The sequence below is a fragment of the Candidatus Caldatribacterium saccharofermentans genome (assembly GCF_050267035.1).
GTDB classification, from domain to species: domain Bacteria; phylum Atribacterota; class Atribacteria; order Atribacterales; family Caldatribacteriaceae; genus Caldatribacterium; species Caldatribacterium saccharofermentans.
The window spans coordinates 1,356,113-1,375,813 of sequence record NZ_CP187957.1 but is presented as its reverse complement, the minus strand read 5'-3'; the positions used below and the strand labels follow the sequence as shown (position 1 = coordinate 1,375,813).

The 19,701-nt window shown below is 57.2% G+C and carries 21 protein-coding genes; 8 read left to right on the top strand and 13 right to left on the bottom strand.

The genetic code is table 11. The features are described 5' to 3' along the window. Position 1 precedes the first annotated feature (1 nt). Genes fliG through flgB form a run of 5 tightly spaced genes read right to left on the bottom strand, consistent with a single transcriptional unit; the run spans position 2 to position 3,726 of the window. Positions 2-1,018 (bottom strand): flagellar motor switch protein FliG, encoded by a 1,017-nt coding sequence (fliG, locus tag ACPT9Q_RS06930; protein ID WP_427365374.1) that lies wholly within the window; start codon positions 1,016-1,018, stop codon positions 2-4. Positions 1,019-1,023: 5 nt separating this feature from the next. Next, positions 1,024-2,616, bottom strand: a complete 1,593-nt coding sequence (fliF, locus tag ACPT9Q_RS06925) for a flagellar basal-body MS-ring/collar protein FliF (protein WP_017873953.1) — start codon at positions 2,614-2,616, stop codon at positions 1,024-1,026. Positions 2,617-2,619: 3 nt separating this feature from the next. Beyond that, positions 2,620-2,916 (bottom strand): flagellar hook-basal body complex protein FliE, encoded by a 297-nt coding sequence (gene fliE / locus ACPT9Q_RS06920; protein ID WP_017873954.1) that lies wholly within the window; start codon positions 2,914-2,916, stop codon positions 2,620-2,622. 9 nt (positions 2,917-2,925) lie between these two features. Then, on the bottom strand, positions 2,926-3,318 hold the full coding sequence (gene flgC, locus ACPT9Q_RS06915; RefSeq protein ID WP_427365373.1) for a flagellar basal body rod protein FlgC: 393 nt from the start codon (positions 3,316-3,318) through the stop codon (positions 2,926-2,928). Continuing rightward, the gene (gene flgB / locus ACPT9Q_RS06910) at positions 3,319-3,726 is read right to left on the bottom strand and encodes a flagellar basal body rod protein FlgB (protein ID WP_017874275.1); all 408 of its coding nucleotides are present in this window, start codon (positions 3,724-3,726) and stop codon (positions 3,319-3,321) included. It lies immediately after the preceding gene. Between the two features lie 107 nt (positions 3,727-3,833). On the opposite strand from flgB, the gene ACPT9Q_RS06905 reads away from it, so the two are divergent. The 7 genes from ACPT9Q_RS06905 (at position 3,834) to hflC (ending at position 10,782) form a co-directional block, all read left to right on the top strand. Then, positions 3,834-5,063: a 5-(carboxyamino)imidazole ribonucleotide synthase gene (locus ACPT9Q_RS06905; RefSeq protein WP_017874277.1), complete on the top strand. Its 1,230-nt coding sequence runs from the start codon at positions 3,834-3,836 to the stop codon at positions 5,061-5,063. Further along, a complete protein-coding gene (gene purE / locus ACPT9Q_RS06900; RefSeq protein ID WP_026137424.1) occupies positions 4,984-5,490 on the top strand; it encodes a 5-(carboxyamino)imidazole ribonucleotide mutase in 507 nt (168 codons plus the stop codon). The genes ACPT9Q_RS06905 and purE overlap by 80 nt, the downstream gene beginning before the upstream one ends. After that, entirely contained in the window at positions 5,483-6,019 is a 537-nt protein-coding gene (locus tag ACPT9Q_RS06895; RefSeq protein ID WP_427365372.1) for a chromate transporter, read from the top strand. The genes purE and ACPT9Q_RS06895 overlap by 8 nt, the downstream gene beginning before the upstream one ends. Continuing rightward, positions 6,016-6,543 (top strand): chromate transporter, encoded by a 528-nt coding sequence (locus ACPT9Q_RS06890; RefSeq protein WP_427365371.1) that lies wholly within the window; start codon positions 6,016-6,018, stop codon positions 6,541-6,543. The genes ACPT9Q_RS06895 and ACPT9Q_RS06890 overlap by 4 nt, the downstream gene beginning before the upstream one ends. 108 nt (positions 6,544-6,651) lie before the next feature. Further along, entirely contained in the window at positions 6,652-8,832 is a 2,181-nt protein-coding gene (locus ACPT9Q_RS06885; protein ID WP_427365370.1) for a methyl-accepting chemotaxis protein, read from the top strand. A gap of 68 nt (positions 8,833-8,900) precedes the next feature. Then, on the top strand, positions 8,901-9,893 hold the full coding sequence (gene hflK, locus ACPT9Q_RS06880; protein ID WP_427365369.1) for an FtsH protease activity modulator HflK: 993 nt from the start codon (positions 8,901-8,903) through the stop codon (positions 9,891-9,893). Next, positions 9,886-10,782, top strand: coding sequence for a protease modulator HflC (gene hflC, locus ACPT9Q_RS06875; protein ID WP_427365368.1), 897 nt, complete (start codon positions 9,886-9,888; stop codon positions 10,780-10,782). The genes hflK and hflC overlap by 8 nt, the downstream gene beginning before the upstream one ends. Here the strand turns inward: hflC and ACPT9Q_RS06870 are convergent. The 7 genes from ACPT9Q_RS06870 to ACPT9Q_RS06840 all read right to left on the bottom strand — a co-directional run bounded on the left by ACPT9Q_RS06870 (position 10,739) and on the right by ACPT9Q_RS06840 (position 17,231). Then, a complete protein-coding gene (locus ACPT9Q_RS06870; protein WP_427365367.1) occupies positions 10,739-11,068 on the bottom strand; it encodes a carboxymuconolactone decarboxylase family protein in 330 nt (109 codons plus the stop codon). The two genes, hflC and ACPT9Q_RS06870, sit on opposite strands and share 44 nt — an antisense overlap. A 3-nt stretch (positions 11,069-11,071) precedes the next feature. Then, entirely contained in the window at positions 11,072-12,412 is a 1,341-nt protein-coding gene (locus ACPT9Q_RS06865; RefSeq protein ID WP_427365366.1) for a hypothetical protein, read from the bottom strand. Further along, positions 12,409-13,785, bottom strand: coding sequence for a two-component system sensor histidine kinase NtrB (locus ACPT9Q_RS06860; protein ID WP_427365365.1), 1,377 nt, complete (start codon positions 13,783-13,785; stop codon positions 12,409-12,411). Before ACPT9Q_RS06860 ends, ACPT9Q_RS06865 begins: the two co-directional genes overlap by 4 nt. Before the next feature lie 70 nt (positions 13,786-13,855). Then, entirely contained in the window at positions 13,856-14,221 is a 366-nt protein-coding gene (locus tag ACPT9Q_RS06855; protein WP_017873509.1) for a response regulator, read from the bottom strand. A 6-nt stretch (positions 14,222-14,227) separates the two neighbouring features. After that, positions 14,228-16,258, bottom strand: coding sequence for a chemotaxis protein CheW (locus ACPT9Q_RS06850; protein ID WP_427365364.1), 2,031 nt, complete (start codon positions 16,256-16,258; stop codon positions 14,228-14,230). Positions 16,259-16,276: 18 nt separating this feature from the next. Further along, positions 16,277-16,882 (bottom strand): carboxypeptidase regulatory-like domain-containing protein, encoded by a 606-nt coding sequence (locus ACPT9Q_RS06845; RefSeq protein WP_427365363.1) that lies wholly within the window; start codon positions 16,880-16,882, stop codon positions 16,277-16,279. A gap of 1 nt (position 16,883) precedes the next feature. After that, positions 16,884-17,231: a carboxypeptidase regulatory-like domain-containing protein gene (locus tag ACPT9Q_RS06840; protein WP_017873512.1), complete on the bottom strand. Its 348-nt coding sequence runs from the start codon at positions 17,229-17,231 to the stop codon at positions 16,884-16,886. A gap of 93 nt (positions 17,232-17,324) precedes the next feature. On the opposite strand from ACPT9Q_RS06840, the gene ACPT9Q_RS06835 reads away from it, so the two are divergent. Continuing rightward, a complete protein-coding gene (locus ACPT9Q_RS06835; RefSeq protein WP_427365362.1) occupies positions 17,325-18,560 on the top strand; it encodes a DUF2271 domain-containing protein in 1,236 nt (411 codons plus the stop codon). 122 nt (positions 18,561-18,682) lie between these two features. Here ACPT9Q_RS06835 and ACPT9Q_RS06830 read toward each other — a convergent pair whose 3' ends face one another. Further along, positions 18,683-19,693, bottom strand: a complete 1,011-nt coding sequence (locus ACPT9Q_RS06830) for a diguanylate cyclase domain-containing protein (RefSeq protein ID WP_427365361.1) — start codon at positions 19,691-19,693, stop codon at positions 18,683-18,685. Positions 19,694-19,701: the final 8 nt, after the last annotated feature.

The window sequence follows — 19,701 nt, the reverse complement described above, 5'->3', positions numbered from 1 at the left end:
CTTAGACAATGATTTCGTCCTCCCCTCCGCGGGCAATGACGATTTCTCCAGCCTCTTCGAGGCGTCTGATGATGTTCACAATTTTCTGCTGCGCCTCGTTCACCAGACGCGCACGCACTGGGCCCATGTACTCCATGTCTTCCTTGAGCATCTGGGCCGCCCGCTGGGACATATTCCGGAAAATTTTCTCCTGGACCTCCTGGGAAGCTCCCTTGAGGGCCAGGGCCAGGTCTTTGGTGTCGACCTGCCGCAGAACAAGCTGCACAGCCCGGTCATCGAGGAGCACGATGTCCTCAAAGACGAACATTTCGGATTTGATTTCCTCAGCAAGGGTGGGGTCTCTCTCTTCCAGGGCTTCAAGGATGCTCTTTTCCGTTCCCCGGTCGCTTTTGTTGAGGATTTCGATGAGCTTCTTCTTCCCACCCACCCGGGTGAAGTCCTGAACGAGGAAGGTGGAAATCTTCCGCTCAAGAACCGCCTCAATCTCCCGGACCACCTCAGGGCTTGTGCGGTCCATAAGGGCGATGCGCATGGCCACCTCCCCCCGCACGCTCTCTGGGAGATTGGCAAGAATCGTCGCCGCCTGCTCGGGCTTGAGGTACGAGAGAATGAGGGCAATGGTCTGGGGGTGTTCTCCCTGGATGAAGTTGAGAAGCTGCAGGGGATCGGCCCGCCGCAACGATTCAAAGGGTGTGACCTCGAGAGTTGCCGAGAGACGGGAGATGATTTCCTGGGCCCGGTGCGGTCCCAGGGCCTTTTCCAGGAGCTGTCGGGCGTATTCGATCCCTCCCTGGGCAATGTAGTTCTGGGCAAGGGCCATGTGGTAGAACTCGTTGACGACTTCGTCCCGAACTTCTGGAGGGACCTTTTCAAGCGTAGCAATTTCAAGGGTCAGATCCTCAATCTCCTCGTCGCTTAAGTGCTTGAGCACCTGGGCCGCAAGGTCTGGCCCAAGACTCACAAGGAGAATTGCCGCCTTCTGTCTTCCTGTGAGGTGTTTCCTTGGGACGATGGCCATACCCCTCACTCCTCACTCAGCCAGTTCCGGATGAGCTTGGCAACATTGGCTGGGCTGGTCTGAACGAGCTTCTGGATTTCCTCCTCCATCTGCCGCTGCAGCTCAAGACGCATGCGTTCTTCGGGAGTGAGCTCCGGTGGACGAACTGAAGGGAGCTCTGTGACCTCCTCTTCAGGGGCTTCCTCAGCTTCATAGAACTCTGCTACCACTTCCTGGGGAGGGGTGGTGGCGGCAACAAGAATCCGCCGGCCCAGGATGTAGAAAAGCAGTGCCAGGAATGCCACAACGCCGTACTTCAAAAGGAGCTCAAGGAGGTCAGCAAATTTCTGCGCCGCCAGGGCCCGTCGCTCCTCCTCCCACATCGCCCGGTTGAAGGGGAGGGCTTCCACGATGAGGGTATCCCCCCGGGAGAAGTCAATCCCTGCCGCTGCCTGAACGACCGACCTCACCTTCTCCACGGCCTCAGGAGGGAGGGTGCTGTCCACAAGCACGGCCACCGAAAGCCGTTCAATCCTTCCTGGAGAAGAACTGAAACGCTCCAGAATCCGGTTCACCTCGTAGTTCACCGTTGATTCCCGACGGTTATAGGTGCTCTGGGTACCTCGTTCCTCCCGTTCCCCGTACACGGGGATATTGGAGGCCACTCCCGCAGCACCTCCAGGAGGTGTGGCAGTGCCTTCGTACCGTTCCTCAGTCTCCTTGGTACTCCGGACAATACCCTCTCCTTCAAGGACTGGCTCGAAGACCTCCTTCTCCCCTTCCCGGCGCTCGAAATTCACATCGGCGCTCACCCGAACCACGGCCTGTTCTCGACCCAGAACGCTCTCGAGCATCGTCTGGATTCTCCGGGTGAGCACTTCCTCAACCTCGCGCTTCACTTCGATCTGTGCAGCCGTGAGATTGGCAAGGCCAAGGAGAGTCGTCCCTTCCTTCGTACCAGTTGCCAGGATATTTCCCCGGTCATCAACAATGGCCACGCGCTGGGGATCAAGACCCTCGACGCTGTTAGCCACAAGATGGGCAATGGCCTCAATCTGTTCTTCTCTGAGGGTTGCCCCAGGACGGAGCCTCAGAACCACTGAGGCCGTGGGCTCCTTTCTGTCCTCGGCAAAGAGCCGCTCCTCCGGGAGCACCACGTGTACCCGGGCCGCCTCAACCTCGGCAAGCTGCATGATGGTCCGCTCGAGTTCCCCCTGCAGGGCCCGCTGGTAGTTCACCCGCTGGAGGAAACTCGTCAACCCAAACGTATTCCTGTCGAAGACTTCAAAACCCGTTCCCCGGGTAGGAAAACCTTTCTGGGCAAGCTTCATTCTTGCTTCATGGAGCCGATCCTGGGGAACCTCCACCACCGTTCCGCCACTTGAGAGACGATGGGGAATCCCGAGTTCTGCAAGAGCATCAACCACCCGACCGGTCTCCTGCGGGTCAGTACTCCGAAAAAGCGGTGCGTAATCTGGTTTTCCCGAATAGAGGAAAAGCGTGATGAGGCCAGCGAAAAGGGCGGTGCTCACAAGAAGAAAGAGCACCCGCTGTGGCTGGGTCATACCTCCCCAGACATTCTTCACCTGTTCGGTGAAATCCGCAAGGGGACTCCGCATCGCTTACACCTGCATTCGCATAATTTCCTGGTACGCTTCGATGACCTTGTTCCGCACCTGAACCGCAAGACCCAGGGCGAGGTTGGCCCGCTCCAGGGCAATGACGGCCCGGTGGAGATTTTCTTCCTTCCCCAGGGCCACGTCGAGGATGGCCTGATCGGCCTCTTTCTGGAGGTTGTTCACCTCTTCAAGGGCTTTCCAGAGCTTTTCGGTAAAATCCGCACCATTCGAGGTCCTCGGTGCCCCCTTTCCTGGAGACGGGGAAACAGGCTGCGACGGAATCCGGGAAACTTCCACCATTCCACCCCCTTACTTCCCGATATTCAGGGTGCTCGTCAACATGCTCTTTGCGGCGTTAAGCGCCGCAACATTAGCCTCATAGGCTCTGGTTGCAGCAAGAAGGTCCACCATTTCGTTCACCACAAGGACATTGGGGTACGCCACAAAGCCGTCTTCATTGGCATCGGGATGTCCAGGATCGTACAGAAGCCGGAGAGGGGTTCTGGTATCCTCCTGAATGGCCGCAACCTCCACCCCTCCATCCGCCCGGGGAGTGAAGACGACCTCTTTTCTCCGGTACGGCCCCCCCTGAGGCGTGCGGGTGGTCTCGGCATTGGCGATGTTTGTAGCAATGACGCTCAGGCGGAGCCGCTCAGCCGTAAGGGCCGAAGCACTGATGTCGAAAGAGCGGAAAATCTTCATTTACCGCACCTCCCGGATAACAGTTCGCAAAAGGCCGAGTTTATCGGACACCATACGGGCAAGCGCCTGATAGTACAGGGCGTTCTCCACCACGGTCACCATCTCTTTCTCCACATCCACCCCGGAGCGGTCCTGGCGAACGACGTACTCCTCCTCGAGAACCCTCGCCTCCTGCGAATGTTCTGCCTGGTCCTGGAAATGGGCCCTGTGGGTCACAGAAAGCGGCAGGGTTTCTCCTCTCTGGAGCACGTCCTGGAAAACGCTCTGGAAGTCCACATCTTTCCTTTTGTAGTGAGGCGTCTCAACATTGGCGACGTTCTGTGCGAGAATTCTCTGGCGAATCATGGAGTAATCCAGACCTCGCTCCAGGATCTGCATTACCGGGTCTTTCACCATGTCCCAGGACATCTGCTCACCCCCACCGTGAGGAGATGAAATATTTTGCCAAAACTTCCAGAAAACCCTCCCCCATTTCCATGGTACAATGGAGGAAAACGCTGGCTCTGGTGAGAACCATGCAGGTGCGGCGCTTCCCCTTTTTCAGGATTGGCATCATCGGTGGTGGGCAACTCGGGAAAATGATGGCGCAGGAAGCGAAGAAGATGGGGTTTTTCGTTGCCGTTCTCGACCCCACCCCTTCTTCCCCTGCCGGACAGATTGCTGATCAGGAAATCACTGCAGGTTTTTACGACGAGGAGGGCCTTCGTAAGCTCCTTGCCATAAGTGATGTGGCGACATACGACATTGAGCATGTGAACACCACCTTCCTCAAGGCCTGTCCGGAGAAAGATAAAATTCGTCCTGCTCCTGAGCTTCTTGAAATCATCCAGGACAAGTTCCGCCAGCGGGAAGTGCTCAAGCGGGGAGGTATTCCTGTTCCCCGCTTTGCTCCCCTTGAAGAAGACACCCCCGAGGCCTTCCGGTCCTTTGGATTTCCTCTGGTGCAGAAAGCCCGAAAGGGTGGGTACGACGGAAGAGGCGTGGCTATCCTCCGGGGGGAGGAGGACCTTCCAAGGCGCCTGCAGGGTCCGTCATACCTTGAGGAGTACGTGCCCGTTGATAGAGAACTTGCCGTGCTTGTAGCCCGAAGCACCACAGGAGAAATCCGCACGTACCCCGTGGTAGAGATGATTTTCGAGGAACGGGCTCATATCTGTGACCTCGTCCTTGCTCCGGCCCGAATCCCTGAGGAGGTGGCCGAGCGGGCAAAGGAACTCGGGCGAAAGTGCGTGGAACTCCTTGGAGGAGTGGGGATATTCGCCATTGAAATGTTCTTCACGAAAAGCGGGGAACTCCTCGTGAACGAAATTGCCCCGCGGCCGCACAACTCAGGCCACTTCACCATTGAGGCCTGTGCGACGTCCCAGTTTGAGGAGCACCTCCGGGCAATTCTTGGACTGCCCCTGGGCTCAACAAGGCTCCTTTCTCCTGCAGTCATGGTGAACCTCCTTGGGGAAGAGGGGGAAAGCGGTACACCCCTTGTGGAGGGCCTTGACGAGGCGCTGGCCATTGAGGGGGTGTTCTTCCACTTTTACGGAAAGCGAGAAACCCGGCCGTTCAGGAAAATGGGCCATGTGACTGTCCTTGGGGAAACTCTAAAAGAGGCTCTCGAAAAAGCCCTCAGGGTGAAAAACATTCTGAAAGTCAGGGGGGAGAGGAAGGACCATGAAGGCACCAAAGGTCGGCATCATCATGGGGAGCGACTCGGACCTTCCGGTTATGGAGGAGGCAGCCAGAATCCTTGAGGAATTCGGGGTAAGCTATGAGATCACCATCGTCTCTGCCCACCGGACTCCCGAACGCATGTTCCGGTATGCCCAGGAAGCAGAAAGCCGGGGCATTGAGGTCATCATCGCCGGAGCAGGAGGGGCAGCTCACCTCCCCGGTATGGTGGCATCAATCACACCCCTTCCAGTCATCGGGGTCCCGGTGAAAAGCTCGGCCCTCCAGGGGCTTGACTCGCTCCTTTCCATCGTCCAGATGCCCCCCGGGGTTCCGGTGGCTACTGTCGCTATCAACGGGGCCCGGAACGCGGGGATTCTCGCCGCCGAAATCCTGGGAATCAAGTACCCTGAGGTCCGGGAGCGGGTGCGAGCATATAAGGAGTCCCTGCGCAAAATGGTGGAGGAAAAAGCAGAACACCTCACCACTACTTTCGACGGCGATGTCTGAACGGCACCGGCATGTTCTTTTGCTCTTTCTGACGTTCCTGAAAATCGGCGCCTTCACCTGGGGAGGGGGATACGCCATGATTCCCCTTATCCGGCGGGAACTTGTGGAAAAGCAGAAGGTTCTGAGCGAAGATGCTTTCCTTGAGGCCCTCTCCCTCGCCCAGAGCCTCCCCGGGGCTGTAGCTGTGAACACTGCGTCTTTGGTGGGACTCATGATTGGTGGGATCACCATGCAGCTTGCGTTCGTTCTAGCCACCGCCCTGCCGTCTTTCTTCTCCATCGTTGTCCTGGCCTTTTTCTTCCTCCGCTTCCGGGAACTTCCTCTTGTCCAGGCGTTCTTCCGGGGGGCACTGGCTGTCGTTGTCTCCCTCATTGTGCTTGCCGTGTGGCAGATTGGCAGAAAAGCGGCTGAGGATTCTGTGGATTTCATCCTCGCTGCCGTGCTCTTGGGGCTTTTGCTTTTCACCGGCATCCACCCGCTTTTCGTCGTCCTCCTTGGAGGAGGGCTGGGGCTTTTCTTGCGGCGATGACGTACCTCTCCCTTTTTCTTGCCTTCCTGCGGGTGGGCTTTTTCTCTTTTGGCGGGGGGCTCGCCGCCCTGCCTCTCATCGAGCGGGAAATCGTCGACACGTACCACTGGCTCTCAAAACCTGAGTTCCTTGAGCTCCTTGCCCTATCCCAGCTCACCCCAGGACCCATCGCCATCAACGCCGCCACGTTCACCGGGTTCAAGGTCGGGGGGATGCTTGGGGCTTTCGTCGCCACCGGAGCCTTTTGCCTCCCATCGGTATTCCTCACCCTTCTTGTGGTGACCTTCCTCTCCCGCTTTCGGGAAAACCCGTACGTTGCAGGGTTCCTCCGGGGTCTGCGCCCGGCACTCCTTGCCCTCCTTTTCCGGGTTGCGCTCTCGGTCATTCAGGATGGCATCCACGACTGGTTCGGGTTGCTCTTGAGCATCACCGGAGGAGCACTGCTCTTTTTTGGGAAAATCGAGGAGATCCCGTTGCTCCTTTGTGGAGGACTCCTCGGACTTCTGTGGTACGGGTGGCGGTAGAAAAATTCTTCTCTCCCCCTAAAGTTTCCGAAAGAGGTGCCGATACCCCTGGGAGAAGACAGGACCAGGCACGCACCACACAAAAATTCCTGAAAAGAGGTGGTCCTAATGTTCAGAAGCCTCAAGGCAAAACTCCTCTTTTTCTTCCTCCTCCTCTCCATCGCTCCCCTCGTGGCCGTGACCTACTACGGCATAGAGGTGTTTCGGGGAAAGCTCGAAGAGAACGCTAAAGAAGAGTCCATGGCGCTCCTTGAAACCACTGCGCTTGCCCTTGACCAGTGGCTCAACGAGAAGGTCGAGCGCCTCCGGGCCCTGAGTGAGTGGGAGGACGTAAGAGCGCTCTCCCCAGAGCGGACGCTCCCTGTCCTGAAAACCCTTGATGTTGCCGACCCGCAGGCAGAAATGTACTTCTTCGCCCACGAGGACGGAACAGCCTGGACGACGCTCGATAGCCAGGCGAACATCGGTGACCGGGAGTACTTCAAGAAAGCCAGGGAGACCGGAAAGCCCCAGGTCTCAGACATGGTGGTCTCAAGAGCCACGGGGAAGAGAATCGTCGTCATCGCCTACCCTATCACCACCGGTGGGCAATTCCGGGGTATCATTGCCATGACAGTCGAGGCAGATACCCTGTCGCAGCTTGTGGCTTCGGTGAAGCTCGGGAAGACCGGCTACGGGTTCCTCGTGGATTCAAAAGGGTACGTCATCGCCCATCCTGATGAGAGCGTCATCATGAAGATGAACGTCACGGAAACGGGCTCAGAGAGTGCGAATGCCATCGGCAGGCGCATGCACCAGAGGGAAAAGGGGTACGGAACGGCCCTTCTGAGCACCAAAGAACTCAAGAATATCGGCAAAGACCAGAGGTTCTTCGTGGCGTTCACTCCTCTTGCTGCTGCCCCCTGGACGCTGGCGGGCAACGTCCCGGAAGAGGAGCTCTTCGGCGAGGTCTTCACCCTCCGGAATGTCATCCTCCTCATCATCGTCGCCGTGGCCGTTGTCGTCGCCGTGGTGTCGCTTGGTGTTTCCGGTGCAATATCCTCAGGTATTGCCAGGGTCAAGGACATCATCAACCAGGTAGCCCAGGGTGAACTCAGGGTGGACACAAAAACCCTCGAAGACGTTGCCTCTGGAAGCGACGAAGTGGCTGTTCTGGCCCGGTCCTTCCTGGGGATGCTTGGGAACCTCAGGGAACTCGTGACCGAGATCCTCAGCACCTCTTCTTCCCTGGCCTCCTCGAGCGAAGAAATCGCCTCCTCCATCGATGAAATCTCGAAAGCCACCCAGGAAATTACCAAGACCATCTCCCAGGTCGCAGAAGGTTCCACCCGCCAGAGTGAAGAGCTCCAGAGAATCGGTGAAGAGGCCGCACGCATAGGGGAACAGGCGGAGAAAATCGCCCAGGCCACCCGGAGGAACCTGGAGCTCCTTGCCCTCATGCAGGGGAATCTCGCCAAGAACCAGGAGGCCCTCGAGGCGATCCAGCAGGCCATGGAAAGCACGCAGAAGGAAAGCGTAACCACCCGAGGTGAAGCCCAGAAAGGGAAACAGGCCCTGCAGCGGCTCATTGAGAACGTCTCCTCCATAGCCCGGGTGAGTGAAAAGGTGGCCGAGAGTATCCACGTCCTTGAAGAACGCTCCCAGGAAATCGGCAAAATCGTGGACCTCATCACCGGCATCGCGGAGCAGACCAACCTCCTTGCCCTCAATGCGGCGATTGAGGCGGCAAGAGCCGGTGAGGCCGGACGGGGCTTTGCCGTCGTGGCTGAAGAAGTGCGCAAACTCGCCGAGGAATCCGCAAAAGCGGCAGAACAGATTGGCGCCCTCGTTGCAGAGATCCAGAGAGATACCCGACAGGCCGTTGAGAACATGGAACGGGCACGGAGTGAAGTCGAGGCAGGGAGCAAGGAGAGCGAGAACGTGGCTGCGAACTTCAACGAAATCCTCCTGGCCATCGAACGGCTCGAGGGGGACATCGAGAACCTTTTTGGGTCTTTAAAGGAAGCCTTCCTGCTCCAGGAAAAGACCCTGCAGAGCGCCGAAGAGGTCGTCGCTTTCTCCAAAGACAGCGCCGCGCTCATCAGCAAGACCACACAGGGGGTACAGAACATCACCGAGAACATCTCCTCCATTGCCGCTGTGGCCGAGGAAAACGCCGCCTCAAGCGAAGAAGTCTCGGCCTCTACCGAAGAGCAGAACGCCTCTCTTGAAGAGGTCAACTCGGCCGTCCAGGCCCTGGCGCAGATGGCCCAGAACCTGCAGAAGCTCGTGGGGCGGTTCAAGGTATGACGGAGGCGGGGCTTCTGCCCCGCCTTTTTCGCCTTGCATCCCCCGCCCTTTTCCGGTAAGATAAAGACATGTACGGCGAGGGGTTTGAGGGGAAAATCATCGATATTTCCACAGTCCGTCTCTTTCGGTTCTTCAGGCGCCTGGGGCTGTATGTCCTTTTGGCCATTGTCATCCTCTATTTCCTGAGCGGCGTGTACGTTGTGGGACCCGATGAGGTGGGGGTAGTCCGGCGCCTGGGGAGCTACCACCGTACCGTCCCTCCGGGAATCCACTACCGGCTTCCCTATCCTTTCGAAAGTGTGGTCCGCCCCAAAATCACCGAGGTCCGGCGGGTGGAGATTGGTTTTCGGACTCTTTCTCCCGGTCCTCCGCCAAGGTACGCTCTGGTTCCTGAAGAATCCCTTATGCTCACCGGAGACGAGAATATCGTGAGCTGCCAGTTCATCGTGCAGTTCCGCATCAGTGACCCCTACCAGTACCTCTTCCGCATCAAAGACCCTGAAAAAGCGGTGAAGAACGCCGCCGAGGCCGCCCTCCGGGAAGTTGTGGGGAAAAAGACGATTGACGAGGTGCTCACCACCGGGAGAGCCGAGGTTCAGGAAGAGACGCGAACCCTCCTCCAGGACATCCTCAACCGGTACGAGGCGGGAATCCGGGTGATCGCCGTTCAGCTCCAGGACGTCCAGCCCCCGCAGGAAGTTGTGGCGGCGTTCAAGGACGTGGCCAGCGCCCGGGAGGACAAGGTCCGTTTCATCAACGAGGCCGAGGCCTACCGGAACCAGATTCTGCCCCAGGCTCGGGGAGAGGCTGCCCGCATCCTCAAAGAAGCCGAGGCCTACAAAGAAACTACGATCAGAAAGGCCGAAGGAGAGGTTGCCCGGTTCCTTTCTGTACTCCGAGAGTACGAGCTTAATCCGGAAATCACTCGGGAGCGGCTCCGCCTGGAAACCCTCGAGCGTACCCTCCCGAAGGTCAGGAAGTTCATCTTTGACGAAGAAGCTGTCTCCCAGGGAACACTGAAGTTCCTTCCGCTCTCTGAGGGGGAGAAAAGCGATGAATAGCAAAGCCTGGACGCGGCGCCTTTTGTCTTTTGTCCTCATCCTTATACTCTTAGCTCTTTTCAGACCCTGGTACGTTCTTGATGAGACAGAGCAAGGAGTCATCGTCCAGTTTGGAAAACCGGTCCGGGTGGTTCGAGAAAGCGGCTTCCATCTCAAACTCCCCTACCCTTTCCAGGTAGTGCAAAAATTTGAGCGCCGGCTTTTAGAGTACGATTCCCCTCCTGAGGAGGTCATCACCCGCGACAAAAAGACCCTCGTGGTCGACAGTTACGTCCGCTGGCGTATCGCTGATCCTCTGGTTTTTCTGCGAACCGTGGTGAGCGAAAGCGGCGCAGTGGTCCGGATTGACGACGTGGTGTACTCGGAGCTTCGTACCGAAATCGGACGGGTGGACCTCTTTGACCTTGTGTCCAAAGTGCGGGGAGAGGTCATGAGCCGGGTTACTGCCCGCTCTAACGAAAAAACGCGGGAATTCGGCGTGGAAATCGTGGATGTCCGAATTAAGCGGGCGGACCTTCCCAAACAGAATGAGGAAGCCGTCTTCCAGCGGATGAAATCGGAAAGAGAGCGCCAGGCAAGGCAGTACCGTTCCGAAGGCGAGGAGGAGGCCACAAAAATCCGGGCCGAGGCCGACAAGGAACGGGCGCTCATCCTCGCCGAGGCAGAGAAACAGGCGCAGATGCTGCGGGGTGAGGGTGAAGCCGAGGCCCTGCGAATCTATGCCAGGGCTTACGCGAAGAATCCCGAATTCTTCGCCTTCCTCAAAACCCTTGAGCTCTACGAGAAATCCCTGAAAGAGGGTGATACCCTCATCCTCACCCCAGCCTCAGACCTTTTGCGGTACCTCAGGAGTGCGCAAGAACCTGGGCCACAAGAGGCAGAAAGGTGAAGGCGGGCCCTCCACCCATAACCACCCCAACCTGGGCGGCTTCGAAGATTTCCTGAGAAGTGGCTCCCGCTCTCTTCGCCCCCTGAACGTGCAGGACCACACAGTGCTCGCAGTGGATGGCAACACCAATGGCCAGGGCGATGAGCTCCTTCGTTTTCAGTGACAGTGCTCCATCAGCCATGACCTCGTGGTAGAAAGTGAGAAAAGGGGTGACGCTTTTGGGGGACTGTTCCCGGAGCTCCCGGATCCCCTTCCGGTACTCCTCGAGGAATTTCCCGATATCCACAGGCTACACTCCTTTCTTTTGCACCTTAAGGATACGCCGCCTCAGGTGGGACGGCGGAATCCCCATCTCTTCCCGATAGAGCGTGCAGGTCCTCCGGGCAATACAGATGCCCTGGGCTTTGAGCTTCTCGGCGATTTCCCGGTCAGAAAACGGATGATGGGGGTCTTCTTGCAGAAGAATCGCCCGCATGGCCTCTTTCACTGGATAGGAAGCGTCGAAGAAGAACTTCACGCTCCGTACCACCCCGTCGGGAAAGCGGAGGAATTTCCTTTTGAGCACCTGGCAGACACCGCTCACACTCATCCCGAGAGCTCCAGCAATTTCCCCCTGGGTGAGAGGAACGAAAAAGGAGGGACCACGGCGGAAGAACTCCCGTTCTCGTTCCACAATGTACTCAAGAATTCGCAGAAGGGTCCGGTACCGGTACGAGAGACACGACAGCACCTCCCGGGCTTCCCGAAGCTTTTCTCGGAAGAAATGGCGTTCCCGCTCTGGGAGCTCCCGGTGCTTTTTCCGCCAGAAGGCAAGGACTGCCTCGCTCAGGGTCACCTGCATGGAGAAGGAGGGGACAAGGACAACGGCGAACTCTCCTTCCGCAATTTCCACGATTTCGGCATCGGGGTATACAGAGGACCTGTCCTCTTCGAGGTCCTCCCGTTCCCGGCCAAGGGTGCTCTCGAAGGCCTGGGCAGGAGAGAAGAAGAGACGATCCCTGTAGGGACGGATAAGGGCGGCAAAGCGGTCGGGGTCTTCCCGGAACATCCGACGCAGCGCCTGCGGGCTTTCTCCAACGCCAAGCTCGGCAAGTTGCATCAGGAGGAACTCCACAGCGTCCTGAGCTGCAAAACCCGGGAATCCTGCACGACGCACCTTCTCCACGACTTCCTCGACCTTTTTAGGCGGTACACGAAGCTCAAAAGCCAGGGTCTCCGTGCTTTCCCGCAAGAATCCCTCGGCATCGAGATGGATGAAAAGCGCCTGGACAATGCGCTTTTCATCCTCCCTAAGCCCAGCAAGGCTCAGAATCTCGTCAAAGAAGAATTCCTTCCATCCCCGTTCCCTACCCAAAGATGCAACGTCCTCCACCGGGACCTCTTCGTTCCTTCCAAGGTACCGCCCACAGCGGGGGCACCGATCCGGATATCCGGGAATTTCCGTACCGCAGCCAAAGCACATGGTGCCTTCCCGAATCTCAAGAAGGGGGTTTTCTTCAAGCACCCGCTCAAGATGGGCCTCAAGCTCAAGAACCGGTAGGGCCATGAGCGTGCTCGCCACCACCATTTTGGGAACCATCTGACGTTTCTGCAGGGGCTCCAGAACAAGGCGAGGCTTTCTCGGGTTCATGTTTCAGACCCCCGTTCCACGGGGAGAAAGACCTGGACTCTGGTGCCCACACCTTCTTTCGAGGTCACCTCAATCCACCCCCCATGGGCCCGGACAATACCATAGGAAATTGAGAGACCAAGGCCTGTTCCCCGTTCCTTCGTGGTGAAGAAGGGCTCAAAAATCCGGGGAAGAAGGGTCTCAGGAATGCCCTTCCCCGTATCGGCAAAGACGACCTTCACATAGCTTGAGAACCTTTTCTTCCCTTCCCAGGGGGGGACATTCTCAAGGAGCACACTCTCGGTGGAGATCCGGAGGACCCCACCCCGCTCCCGCATGGCCTCAAAAGCGTTTTTTGCCAGGTTCATGAAGACCTGGCGCATCCTCGTCCGGTCAACCAGAACAAGGGGGAGGTTCTCCTCAAAGGCAAACTCTACCCGCTCGTTCTCCGCACAGAAAAAGTCCACCAGCGCAAGGCTTTCGCGCAAAAGCGTATTGATGTCCGTGGGCTCTCGCTGGAGCACAAGAGGCCTGGAAAAGTCCACAAGGTACCGGATGACTTCGCTGCAATGTGCAGCTTCTCGCTCGATTTTCTCCAGGACTTTTCGGGTCATCTGACAGGTAGGACAGTTGTTGTTCCCCTCAATCTGGGCAAGGAGCATCTGGGTATACCCGTAGATCACCCCGAGGGGATTGTTGATCTCGTGGGCCATGCTGGAGACGAACCGGCCAATACTTGAGAGCCGTTCCATCTGGCGAATACTTTCTCCCCAGCGGGCACGTTCCGTCACATCCTCCACAAGCCCCACCACCCGCATGGTTTCCCCTTCCCGCCAGGAGAAAAACCGGAGGTTCAGGAGGCGATCACCGTTGAGGGTAGAGTTCCGCTGCAGGCGAAAGTTCCGCACCAGGTACTCCTCACCAAAGCGCAGGCTCTGCCACATATCATCGAGCATTTCCTGCGGGAAGACTTCATCCCACCTCCGGCCCAGGACCTCCTTTTCTCTCTTCCCTGTCAAGGCCTCCATGGTGCTGTTCCAGAAGAGAATCCGCCCTTCCCCAAAAGAAAGGAACACCACCCCCAGGGGGAAGTGGAAAAAGCAAAGGCGCAGGAGCCTTTCCTCAATTCTCTGAGCCGAAAGGAGCATCCGCCGTTCGGTAGGGTTTAAGGCGTACGCAGGGGGGGATTTTTCGTCCCGGAGCGGACCTCCACTCACCCACACCGAGTGCTCCCCAAGGGTCTCCGTTCGGAAAAAACACAGCTCCTCTCCCTGCACGAAGAAGTGGAGTCCGCTCTGCAGGAAGGTGGGGTCTTTTAAGGCCTCCTCCACCGGCTTCCGGTACCTGTGGAGGCCGTTGTAGAGGAGCGTGCCGTCTCGCGTTCGAAAGGCCACATACGCGGCCTGCAAGCGACGTCGGATCCCTTTGAGCAAAAGACCCCAGGGAATAACCCACTTCATTGCTTCAGTTGCCCAGGACTTTCTTCACCGCCTCAATGACCCGCTCGGGCTTGAAGGGCTTGACGATGAAGTCACGGGCTCCGGCCTGGATGGCATCAACCACCATGGCCTGCTGTCCCATGGCACTGCACATGATAATGCGGGCGTTGGGGTCGCGCTTTTTGATTTCTCGCACCGCAGTGATGCCGTCCATTTCAGGCATGGTGATGTCCATGGTGACGAGATCCGGCTTCACCTCTTCGTACTTGAGCACCGCTTCTTTGCCGTTGCTGGCCTCAGCCACAACCTCGTACCCGTTTTTCGTCAGAATATCCTTGAGCATCATCCGCATGAACGCAGCATCATCCACAATCATAATCCGTCCGGGCATAGTTCCTTACCCTCCCACCTGAACCATTTTCCAGAGGAGACTGGCCACATCCACAATGAGCGACACCCGTCCATCACCAAGAATGGTTGCTCCTCCAAGCCCCCGCACATCACCGATGTACGACCCAAGCGATTTGATGACAATCTCCTGTTCACCGACAATCTCATCAACCACAAGGCCGGCGAGGACCCGTGCCGTGTTGACCACAACGGTATAGAGAACGTCAGGAATGTTCATACCCTCTTCATACTCCGCTTTCTTCCCCTCAAGGAGGTCCTGGAGACGCAAAAGCGGCAGGGTTTTCCCACGGAAGAGGGACGTGAGCGTCTTATTCGCCCAGTACGTGTTTTTCTTCTCAATCTTCTCTATTTCCACCACATCCGCCAGGGGTATGGAGTAGATCGCCCCGTTCACCCGGACGAGCAGAGCCCGAATAATCGCAAGGGTCAGGGGCAAGCGCAGGAAAAAGGTCGTTCCCTTCCCCTTCTCACTCTCCACGTGGACCTGGCCGTTGACCCGTTCGATGTTCCGGCGGACGATGTCCATGCCCACGCCACGCCCGGAAACATCCGTGACGTTATCGTTAGTGGAAAACCCCGAGTAGAAGATGAATTCTATGGCCTCCCGATCGCTCATCCGGGCAAGTTCCTCCTGAGAGGCAAGGCCAAGGGCCAGGGCCTTTTGCCGGACTCTCTCCACATCAATGCCCCGCCCATCGTCCTGGACGAGGATCACCACCGAGTTCTCTTCCTGGTACGCTTTGAGGAGAATGCGACCCCGTGGGGGTTTCCCCAGAGCCACCCGCTCTGCCGGCGGTTCAATGCCGTGGTCCACGGCGTTCCTGAGAAGGTGAATGAGGGGATCCGTGATTTCTTCGATGAGGGAGCGGTCAAGCTCCGTGTCCTCACCCTCGATGATGAAATCAATCTCCTTTCCGAAGTTCCGGGCAAGATCCCGCACCATCCGGGGAAAACGATTGAAGACCTCAGCAAGGGGGAGCATTCGGGCCTTCATGATTTCCATCTGGAGCTCGTTCGTCACCCGGCCGATATGCGTCGTCGTATCCGCAAGGAGAGACCTGAGATGGGCAACCTCTTTGTTCTCCTGGAGCTTCCTGATAATGTCCTCAAGGCGGGCCCGGTCAATGACGAGTTCTCCCACAAGGTTCATGAGAGCATCAAGGCGTTCCACATCCACCCGAACCGTTTTCTTGAGCCCGCTGGTGACTCTGCGCTTTTCCTGGGAAGGTACCCGTATCCCCCCCTCCTCTTTTTTCTCTTCCCTTTCCACCCTCATCAGGGTCTCCCGTTCCTGCACGGTAACTTCTGCTTTCTCCACTTCAGCAACGGATTCCACGATCCGCCTGATCTCCTCTGGCGGAAGTTCGGACCGCACGAAAATATCAAAGCTCTGCCCAAAGCGCTCGCTTTCGAGCTCGGTGAGGGAGGGGTTCGTACTCACCACGTCGATACCGTTTTCCTGGAGGCGGTTAATGACAAGATAGGCCCGAACTCCCTTCATGGAGCAATCAAGGGTCAGAAACACCCGCACCATGTAGTCCTTTTCTTCCTGCGACGTTTCCTCCGGCTTTGCCTCCACTTCGGGTTCCTCGCCCACTTCCTCGCCTCCCTGACCTCCTCCCTGTGCCCCGAGGAACCTCTGGAGCATCCCCACAATCTCCCCGGTCTCAACCTCAGGCTCTTTGCCCTCCAGGGCAATCCCGTTTCGCATGAACTTCAGAAGGTCCACACCTCGAAGGAGCGCATCCACGAGCTCCGGGGTCACCGCAATGGTCTTTTTCCGAACGCCATCAAGGAGGTTCTCCATGAGGTGGGCAAGCTCCATCATCCTCTGGAAACCCATGGAGCTTGAAGAACCCTTAATGGTGTGGAATGACCGGAATATGGCCTGAACAAGACTCTCATCGTCGGGGCTTTTCTCAAGCTGGACGAGGTTCTCTTCCAGGCGCTCAATATGTTCCTCGACTTCCTCAAGGAAAACCCCCAGGTACCGTTCCATGTCAAAGGCTTCGGCCATGCCTCCTGCCCTCCTTTCCTATTCGATAATACTCTTCGCCGGCGAGGGGCGCGCAAGCGTCACCTGGACCACAGTAATCGAAAGATAAGCAATCTCAACCTCCTCTGAGTACGGAACAAATCCTTCTTTTTCCACCACGAGCACGGCCTTGCCAACCGGAAGGTTGCTCAGGGCAAAACTCCCGCTACCGTCTGTTGTTGTGGTGTATGTCCCATCAACCGTAACCGTAGCTCCCGAAACGGGGTTCCCTTCCTCATCCCATACATATCCTACCAGTTTCCCCAAAAGGGGTGCAAGTTCAATGGTAAGGGAAAAAGACGAGGGACCGGAAGGGATATCCACGGCCTCGCTCTTTGGCGCATATCCTGTGGAATACACCACAAAAACCTGTCGCCCCGCAGGAACGCGAGGCAAAAGGAAGGACCCATCAGAAGCGGTGAGGTCAAAACGTTCCGGGAAATCCCGGAGTGTCACCTGAGCACCTTCAACGCCTGCGCCGGTCACCGCATCGACGACCTTCCCCCGGACGGTGACAAGGGGATGGACCGGAGGCAGAGGGGAAAGGTTGCCAAAGCACCCCGAAAGGAACACAATACACAGGATGAAAGGCACAATCCTTCCCACATCAACCACCCTGACGAGCAAGGTAGTACACGTACCGGCCGGGGGTAAGCTCAAGGGTGTAGATGACGATGGTATCGGTAAGGGGAAGGTAGCCGTTTTTGGTGATGGCAACGGTGTATGTCCCGGGAGGAAGCTGGAAATGGGCTCTCCCGCTGGCATCAGTATAGCGGACTGCGGTGATTTCTCCGGACACCGAAACCTGAGCCAGGGGTACCGGGAGGACGTACCCCTCGGGAGAGCCCGGTTCAATCTCGTACACGAAGATATAGGTATCCTTCACCTGCCAGCGAACCCCGCATCCAGAGAGAACGAAAAGGAGAACGAGAACAAGTACCGCAGCGTGCTTCATCGTGCGACCTCCTCAGGGATTGCAAATTCTCTGGATAAAATTTTTTGCCACAAAGAACCCTGTGGTATGATATCCTCAAGAGGAGGGATATCCATGCGAAAGGCACTGCTCTTTGGCATTGCGCTTCTTGCCCTCTTGGTGGCACAGGGAGAGGCCCTGGAAATCCGCTCCCTCGGCCACTCTGCCTTCTTTCTGGCCTTCGAGAGCGGCCTTCGGTGCGTCCTTGACCCTTTTACCCCTCAGGTCGGCTATCGTATTCCCGAAAAGCTTGAGGCTCAGGTCCTCATAAGTTCCCACGAACACTTCGACCACTTCTTTGAGGGTTTTGTGGGGAAACGTGTTCCAGTTCTCGTGGGCACAAGAAACAAAGGGGCCGACTGGAACCTCTTCGACGAGACCATTCAGGGTGTCCACGTCTTTGCCCTTCCCTCGTACCACGACGAGGAACAGGGCGCCCTTCGGGGGAAAAACGCGATCATCGTCCTTGAAGGAGATGGTTTACGCCTTGCTCACCTTGGGGACATCGGGGCACCCCCTGAGGAGAGCGTCAGGAAGAAGCTCAGGGGTGTTGACATCCTCTTTGTGCCTGTGGGAGGAAACTACACCCTTCCCCTCGACTGGGTTACGGAACTCATCCGGGACCTTGCCCCTCGAGTCGTCATCCCCATGCACTACCGGACGGAGGTCACCCGGGACTGGCCCATCGCACCTTTAGCAGATTTCCTCTCCAGGGTGCAGGAGTGGAGGGTGGAGAAAAAGGGTAGTGTCCTTCATATTAGCGGGGACACCCTTCCCGAACCAACGACCATCTGGATTCTCGAAGAGGAGGGACCAGCCATGGAGCAAAGGGGAGTGCTGGAAATCACCCTGGACTTTGAGCGCCAGCGCACCATCGCCTCCAACCAGTACGCAGTCTGGATCGAGGATGAAGAGGGGAACCTCGTCAAAACCCTCTACGTTACGAGATTCACAGGCCGTGGGGGATACCGGCAAAGACCGGACTGCCTCCCCACCTGGGTGAAGAAAGCCAATCCTGCGTCGTTACCACCCCAGACCGTTGACGCCACGACGAGTGCCACCCCAAAAAGCGGGCACCAGGTATATACCTGGGACGGAAAAGACGAAAGTGGTAACCCCGTGCCTCCCGGAACGTATCGCTTCTTCGTCGAAGCCACGCTCTTTTGGTCAAGCCGGGTTCTTTTCAGCGGAACTTTCACCTACGGCGAGGGAAGCGTCGAAGATATTCCCGTCACCGTTGAGTACTTTGGCGAGAGGCACAATGAGGGAATGATCACGAACGTCAGGGCTCGCATTGTTCCGTCCCCGTGACTGCTGCACAATTTGTAAAAATACACGACCGACCTCGGGGTCGAATCTCTTCCCGAGTTCCCTCTCGATTTCCCTGAAAGCCAGAGAGGGAGGTAGCGGAGAACGGTACGGCCTTCCCAGGGTCAAAGCTTCATAAGCATTGAGGAGAGCACCGGCCGGCTCAGGAAGGGAATTTCTCTTCCCCGAAGCCCTCGAGGGTATCCCCTGCCATCCCATCGTTCCCTGAAGCTCAGTATTGCATTCGCTACCGGCATGAGCTCAGCAAGCTGTGAAGCAATCCGGTACCCCACCTCGCTGTGACTTCGAACCACCGTCCACTCTGCAGGATGGAGCTCAACCGCCGGTTTCTTGAGGAGTTCCACCGGAAGGGCTACTTTCCCCACATCGTGGAAGAGCAGAAGACGTAAAAACCGCTCGTTCTCCTCCTCCGAGAAGGAGAGTACTTTCGCGAGTTTCAGAGCGAGTGCAAGCTTTGCGAATGTCCCCATGCGGGGTTCAAGGGGGTATATTTCCTTCTCGAGATACTCCCGCAGCAAAGTAATGATTCTCCGCTCAAGGCTCCTTCGCCCTGCGATTTTCTCATGGTACATTGCTTTCTCGGCTTCCTGAAGCACGCTCCAAACATTCTGATGCGGCAAGGTCTTCGTAGCCACACCAAAAGCAAGGGAAACGGGAAAGGGCCCGAGTTTGCTCGGGAACTCAAGGAAAGAAGGAAAACGGCGGGCAAGGTTCACCGCTTCCTCGTACGGCGTTTTGGGAAGGAGGATAACGAACTCATCTCCCCCAAACCGTGCCACAATATCCTCCCGCCGATACGTCTCCCGGAGCTTTGCTGCCACCTTTTGCAGGAGCAAATCGCCATACCTGTGCCCGAGGAGGTCATTGACAAGCTTAAAGGCGTTCATATCGGCCATGATGAGGGAAAGGGGGAGCTGTCGTGGGACATCAAGGCGTGTGAGCTCCAGCTCAAAATACGCTCGGGAAAAAAGGTGAGTGAGGGGGTCCTGAAAAGGATTGGCGCCTTGAGCCTCTCTCTTCTGGACAGACTGTGCAAAAAGGCGCTCGTCATAGTAAACAAAAATCCAGAGCTGTTCTCCCTTCCGCGCGTTCTTCTCTTCCCCCAAGAGTCTCACCAGGCTTT